Here is a 6,250-nt window from a genome sequence, read left to right as displayed (position 1 = left end):
GCCGTAACCTGGTCGGTTCCGGGTGCCCTGCCCAAGCCCAGATCGATACGGTTGGGATAAAGAGAGGCCAAAGTACCAAATTGTTCGGCAACAATTAAAGGTGCATGATTGGGTAGCATAATGCCTCCAGAGCCTACGCGGATGYTATCGGTGCCACCAGCAATATAACCAATAAGCACAGCTGTTGCCGAACTGGCAACACCAGCCATGTTATGGTGTTCAGCAAACCAGTAACGTGTATAACCTAAAGTTTCAGACTGTTTAGCTAAATCGAGGCTTGTTTTAAAGGTATCTGCAGCAGTAAAACCATCTAACACGGTTGCAAGATCGAGAACGGAATAACGTATATTTTTCAATAAGTGATCAGCCATAAATTAATAGGAATAAAATCTATGCTGCAAAAATATCCTTAATAAAACCAAGTCTGGTTTATCTGAATATATATGACGTTTAACCAACACTAATCTGCACAAGTGGGTATTATGCAAGGAATCTGTGCAAAGTGAAGCTATTGCCTGCATCTTTTAAACTTAATTGACACATTTTTGCGTTAAATTAGTAAATAAGAAAAGACTTTAAATTAATCCGTACAGATAGTACCCTTTTCGGTACGAAAAGGCGTAATTTCGTTATAAGAGAAACAGATTTTTGAAGATGATTAAGTGCATAGCCATAGACGACCAGTTCAGTTCCTTAGCGGGGCTACAAAAATATATTGAGGATACCCCGAACATGCGACTCGTCCAGCAATATACTGATCCAGTTACTGCTTTAAGGGAGCTAGCCAACTCAGACACAGTCGATGTAATTTTTATGGATGTGGAAATGCCCCAGATTTCCGGTCTGGAACTGGCTAAGGCCATCCGCTTTAGAACCAGAAAGCTCATCTTCACCACTTCACACCAGGAATACGCTTTTGATGCTTTTGAAGCAGCAGGAGATGCTTATTTGCTTAAACCATATAGTTACGCCAAATTTGCCACTACCATTACGCGTCTTTTTGGACAGGAAATGACCGGTGGTGCCAACGAAGATTACTTTCTGGTTAAAAACAAAGAAGAGGAACACCGTGCGGTAATGGTTAAATATGAAGATATTATTGCTTTTGAAAGTTTCCACAATTACATTAAAATACATACCGTAGAAAAAGTAATTATTGCTTATTTAAGCCTAAAAGATGTTCGGGAACAGCTTAGCCTTAAGAAAGGTTTTATACAGTTACACCGCGGTTATATTGTTGCTATTGATAAGATTTTATATGTGGATGGTAATCGGATTACGATGAATAACCACATAAATTTTACCGTTGGAGATATATATTATAATGAATTTAGAAACTTTATTTCTGAAAGGTTAATCATTAGCAGCCGTAAAAAATAACGGCTACTAATGAAATGCTTGCTGAATTTAAATTACACATATGCCTGTAGTGATTACAACGGTAGTTGGTTCGGAAGTACTTATTGGTTCATTTATTTTTCCATTATATTTTTTTTTAAATACAAAAAGTGTTCTTTTAGCTAATTTTTGAGTTTTCATATCTTTTTTTTCGAAAACTAGCCGCGATAGCACGCTATAACTTTAATCGTTACACAAATAGTAAATAAGTCTTTATGAATAGTTTAAAATGGAGCAACAGTATGTTGCGAAACTGGCTGTATACTTACCGGATACACATAATTGCTTGGACTGTATTTATCATTTGGGAAACGCTGATGGTGCTTTATTTTGCAGGTATCTTAGGAACGTTCGGCAACTACGCTATTCACTACTTGATTAATATGACCTTATTTTACACCTATCCTTTACTGATAGAAAAAGCCATAGAGTTCCCTAGCGGAGCGGTATGGAAGGTTCCTCTGGTAGTTATCCTCGCAATCTTGGCCTATTTGGGCATAGTTACCGTAGTTGATATTCTATTAAATACTTATACCAATATTTTACCGGGGAAATTGCCAAGTTTTAGGATCAGAATATCCAGGGTACTTTATAGGGGTTCGTTTTTCCTTCTTTTTTCTACAGGTTACTATTTCTTAAAGCGGTTCATCAAAGAAAAAGCAGAAAAATCACGTATCGAAAAACTGCGTTTTCAAATGCTTATTGATAAGGAAAAAATGGATAAGGAACTAGCTATGTCTAAGAATGCTTTCATGAAAGCACAGATTAATCCACATCTGCTCTTTAATACTTTTGAGTTTATACACCAGAAACTAAGCACCTACTMTCCAGAAGACGCCAAGGTAATGCTTTATCTTTCAGATATGATGCGTTTTGCTGCCAATACCCAACATAATGAAGGCTACGTATATTTAAGTGAAGAGATTGCACAATGCGAAAACCTGATTGGTTTGCACCGCATTACGCAAGGTGCAATTTATATTGAGCTTGCTAGCGGCCCTGATCTTGATGAAATCAAATTAATTCCGCTTGTTTTGCTTACTATTTTAGAAAACATGTTTAAACACGGCAATCTTAATAGCATAGAAGATAAGGCCACTATAGATGTTTATACCTTTGATGACAAACTGCGTATCGAAAGCCGAAATTTACCCAGATTAATACAAAGCAAGGTAGGCTTTGGTTCAGGAATGGACAATATCCGTAACCGATTAAAATACGCTTATCACCAAAATGCCGAAATAACTGCAGGAATAGACGAAGAAGGCTTCTATATTTTAAGCATAAGTATTTCCTTAAATGCATTAATAATAGAATCAGAAGATAAAAAAGCTGAACAAACTATCCCTCTTTAACAATTAAATTKACCCAATAAGAACCCCTTCTACATTCTCACCATCAATAAATATATCGATTTCCTCAACTCAATGTAACAAAATTATTACTATATTAAACCCTCCTAATTGACGTTCTAATATTTAAATAAATCTTCATTGAAGAATTAAGGGTAAATCTTAACAAAACAGATAAAAAATGAGAAAGGGTACAATATGCTATGTAGATCAAAATAGTGGACATGGCATTATTAAAGATGAAAATGAACAGAAAATTCAATTCTTTTTAATGGAACTCCAGGAAGAAATCAGGCTTAATGATGAAATTTCTTTTGAAATAGAGCTTACAGCAAGAGGTCTTGCTGCAACAAAAATACATTTAGTTAACACTGCAGAATTAACATCTTAATAGCACCTTAATTAAATTTTGACGCCATACTAAATCCAATAAAGGAAATTATATGTGATATTTTAAATAGTTGAAATTTAATATGAAGCAGAATCCCTGCTTCCAATATAAGATTACCATTTCTGAATAGGATGATAACTGGATTTTTCTTCCTTGCGGCTTAGTTTCTTTATAAAATCTTCGCCAAAATCGTGGTTGTAAACTTTGAAATTGATTGCCCACTCATCCTTTATCATGGCAGGTACAAATTTTTCAAACATTTTTTCAAATGATCTGAAATTTACAAAGGGCTTGCAGACCACAATATATTCAGTATCTGAATTCACTATAATTTCCTCAATAAGCTTTGGCCATCTCAATTTAATCTCGATAGGCAAATTTTGATATTGCTGCCGATCAATAAACAGTCCTATACTTTGTATAAGTTCTTCGGATAGGGAACTGCCTAGCAATGTTTTCCATTTCCCACCTTCTTTTATTATCCTTTCCAATACCTGTTTATGGTCAAGAACAGTCCACAGCTCACCTCTCGAAAGCCGGATAAGCTGAAAATGCATGATATCGCCATTAGGCAGATTAAAGAAAAAGTCGAGTTCGATCATCAATAATAAGGTAATACTATATATCGCGAAACCAAAAGTATAGAACTATTTCTTAAGCACAAAAAAGCACAGAATTAAAAACCTAATTGCGAATTCTTTTCCGTAAAAATCCAATCTGCTAAGCCAAAGAATTGCGTGTGTTTTTTAATTATTAAATACCTGTTAAATAAAAAATTGATTTTTATCATCAAAAAAAATCAAAAACACCTTAAAAACGTAATATTAAACATACAAAAAATTTAATTTTAGCAATTATACATATATCTTTGCGGCATGAAAAGTATCAAATCATCCGCTCTAGTATTCCTTGTAATCACTTCATTATCTTGCTTATCAATTCATGTTCTTGCTCAAAACAAGCCAACAAAACTAGCTGATATTTTCGAGAATGTAGATAGATTGAACGGAAACGATATGATTGAACGTTTAGCTGCTCAGCGCTGTGCATATAATAAAAACCGTTCGAAAAATAGTCTTCCAAAGGCAGAATACATCATCAACAGGAATAACTTAACCCTCATTAGCTTTAATGGCTTAGATTATTATATAAAAAACAATAGGGTAATAGGCATACAAGGACTAAATCTTTCGGACGAAGTATTGAACCAGATTACAGACAAATTGGTTCTTTTAGACAGCATCCAGTTTAATCAAAGTGAGCGGTCGAATACCGAACATTTTAATCCAAATGTTGATTTTCAGAAGATCAGGAATATCGACCGTCAATTTATGCTTACACTTAAAATGTTATCGAGCACAGTAAGAGACATAGCTGCACTTACTAAAAGTGAAAATCCATCTTTAACTGTCGAGGCCAACGTTGCAAAAATGCGTTTACCAAATATTGATAAGGCTGCAGAAAAATCAAATGTGCAATCGCTGGTATTATTGTCGAAATAACAGCATTTATATATCTTATTTCAGTAGAAAAGAACAATAATTAATCTGCTTTCTTTTCCGAATACACTTCTGCAATCTGAGCAGAAAGATATTTGAAAGCAAGCGGCATTTCTACAGCAGCATTTTTGATACTTCCTTCCATAAAGATGAAACCTTTATAGTTTATTTTGTGTAAGGCTCTTAAATAAGGCTTAAAATCGTCGCCCATAACACCTGGCAACGACCTGTTTTGTTTTTCGGCAACCTCAGAAAATGCAATTAATGTTCCGGCCTCAATAATTTCATTTGGGGACTCTCCTTCACGCATCATGTGAAATATATCAGCATTAAGCCTGAAATTTGGATGATCAATCTCCCTTACAATTTCTGCAGCTGACTTTAACGAGGTGATGAAGTTAGTTTCGGTGGTTTCGAGATTTTCTAGCAAAATTGTAACCTTATATTTCCCGGCAATTTGCGCTAGTTTTTTGCCCAGGCTAATAAAATCTGATTTTGCCTTAACGACATTATAATCAGCCGGAATACTCCTTGCCCCCGAGCTGCCCAAAACAATAAACTTGATCCCCGCTTGTTGAGCTCTTGAAAGAACAGTTTCGGTATAAGTTAAAACCTTCGCTTCATCTACCTCTGGGCCAGCTATTTTTATACTCGCCGGATAGAAAAGGTTACAGGTTAATACTTTACATTTTGCAGCTTTAATCTTTACCACGTTGGCAAGAAACTGATCATCTGTTAATGCAGGTGAAAGCATCTTCGGAACAGATTCGCCAATCATTTTAAAACCAGAGGCATAAGCTAAACTGTCCTGTGCTAATCCAGATACAATCCCTAAACGCGGATATGCCTGTTTATCAGAAATAAAACCACAAAAACCGGTATAAACCAGGCAGATAAAAAAAGCCAGATAGCTAAATTTTGTACTTCTCATATTGTTATTTAAACGATTTGGTCAAAAAATGAAGTCTCAAGCTCCCCTTCTCCTAATTAACTGAACAACTTCCTGGTGAGTGTCTAAAAATTCTCCCTTAAAGATAATATAAAATCTAATCATTAAGTTTTGTATCAGCAAAATCACAGATTCCGAAGAAAACGGAATAAATGGAAGCTCCTTTCAATCAAATACAAAAATAACTTCTGCCATTGGGCACTTTTTAAATCCAGTTCGTCGACAATTTAGCGGTGTTGGCATAATAGCGGCATTTCTACTGCAACGTTTTTGGGGTAAAAGCGTCTTACACATTAAGATTATTCATTTTTGCATATGTTTTTAAAGGCATTCATGAGCTCAATCGTTCGGTTATCTTCGTTCCTCGCAATTGACGACTTTCCTATAGGAATCTGTGAATGATAGCGTAAAACCCAATTCCTCACTTATTTAAAATCAGGTATAGGAAATAGATATCCGCCAAATAAAATATACGACCATAAGAGGGTCCAAAATATGTTAAATATTTGTGCTGTAACAAATGTAAATGCGGGTTTACCGCCCTGAAGTTTTACCAGTGATGAAAATTTAGCTTCCATACCGATTGAAATAAAAGCGATTGCAAACCACACTGTACGTAAGCCGTTTAAGGTTGGTCCAACACTTTTTGCAGTTGTGGGAG

At 35.4% G+C, this 6,250-nt stretch carries 7 protein-coding genes and 1 pseudogene; 4 read left to right on the top strand and 4 right to left on the bottom strand.

The genetic code is table 11. The features are described from left to right. On the bottom strand, nt 1-371 hold a 371-nt coding region (locus tag AC1DPQ_RS15800), incomplete at its 3' end, for an MsnO8 family LLM class oxidoreductase (RefSeq protein WP_477610169.1). A gap of 283 nt (nt 372-654) precedes the next feature. Between AC1DPQ_RS15800 and AC1DPQ_RS15795 the strand changes: the two genes are divergently transcribed. The 3 genes from AC1DPQ_RS15795 (at nt 655) to AC1DPQ_RS15785 (ending at nt 3,141) form a co-directional block, all read left to right on the top strand. Beyond that, entirely contained in the window at nt 655-1,380 is a 726-nt protein-coding gene (locus AC1DPQ_RS15795; protein WP_477610167.1) for a LytR/AlgR family response regulator transcription factor, read from the top strand. Between the two features lie 233 nt (nt 1,381-1,613). After that, nucleotides 1,614-2,753, top strand: coding sequence for a sensor histidine kinase (locus AC1DPQ_RS15790; RefSeq protein WP_477610165.1), 1,140 nt, complete (start codon nt 1,614-1,616; stop codon nt 2,751-2,753). A gap of 178 nt (nt 2,754-2,931) precedes the next feature. Further along, complete coding sequence (locus tag AC1DPQ_RS15785; RefSeq protein WP_215126053.1) at nt 2,932-3,141, top strand: cold shock domain-containing protein; 210 nt, start codon at nt 2,932-2,934, stop codon at nt 3,139-3,141. A 113-nt stretch (nt 3,142-3,254) separates the two neighbouring features. Here AC1DPQ_RS15785 and AC1DPQ_RS15780 read toward each other — a convergent pair whose 3' ends face one another. Then, complete coding sequence (locus AC1DPQ_RS15780; RefSeq protein WP_477583751.1) at nt 3,255-3,743, bottom strand: hypothetical protein; 489 nt, start codon at nt 3,741-3,743, stop codon at nt 3,255-3,257. Between the two features lie 273 nt (nt 3,744-4,016). On the opposite strand from AC1DPQ_RS15780, the gene AC1DPQ_RS15775 reads away from it, so the two are divergent. Beyond that, nucleotides 4,017-4,643: a hypothetical protein gene (locus tag AC1DPQ_RS15775; protein ID WP_477583753.1), complete on the top strand. Its 627-nt coding sequence runs from the start codon at nt 4,017-4,019 to the stop codon at nt 4,641-4,643. A gap of 40 nt (nt 4,644-4,683) precedes the next feature. Here AC1DPQ_RS15775 and AC1DPQ_RS15770 read toward each other — a convergent pair whose 3' ends face one another. Both AC1DPQ_RS15770 and AC1DPQ_RS15765 read right to left on the bottom strand, forming a co-directional pair. Further along, nucleotides 4,684-5,571, bottom strand: coding sequence for a sugar phosphate isomerase/epimerase family protein (locus AC1DPQ_RS15770; protein WP_477583755.1), 888 nt, complete (start codon nt 5,569-5,571; stop codon nt 4,684-4,686). 443 nt (nt 5,572-6,014) lie between these two features. After that, nucleotides 6,015-6,250 (bottom strand): annotated as a pseudogene (locus AC1DPQ_RS15765) (putative sulfate exporter family transporter); the annotation flags it as partial.

It is taken from the genome of Pedobacter sp. 01T416_2, from assembly GCF_056398925.1.
Note: the sequence above shows the minus strand (reverse complement) of the source record. Positions and strands in the feature narration are given on the sequence as shown.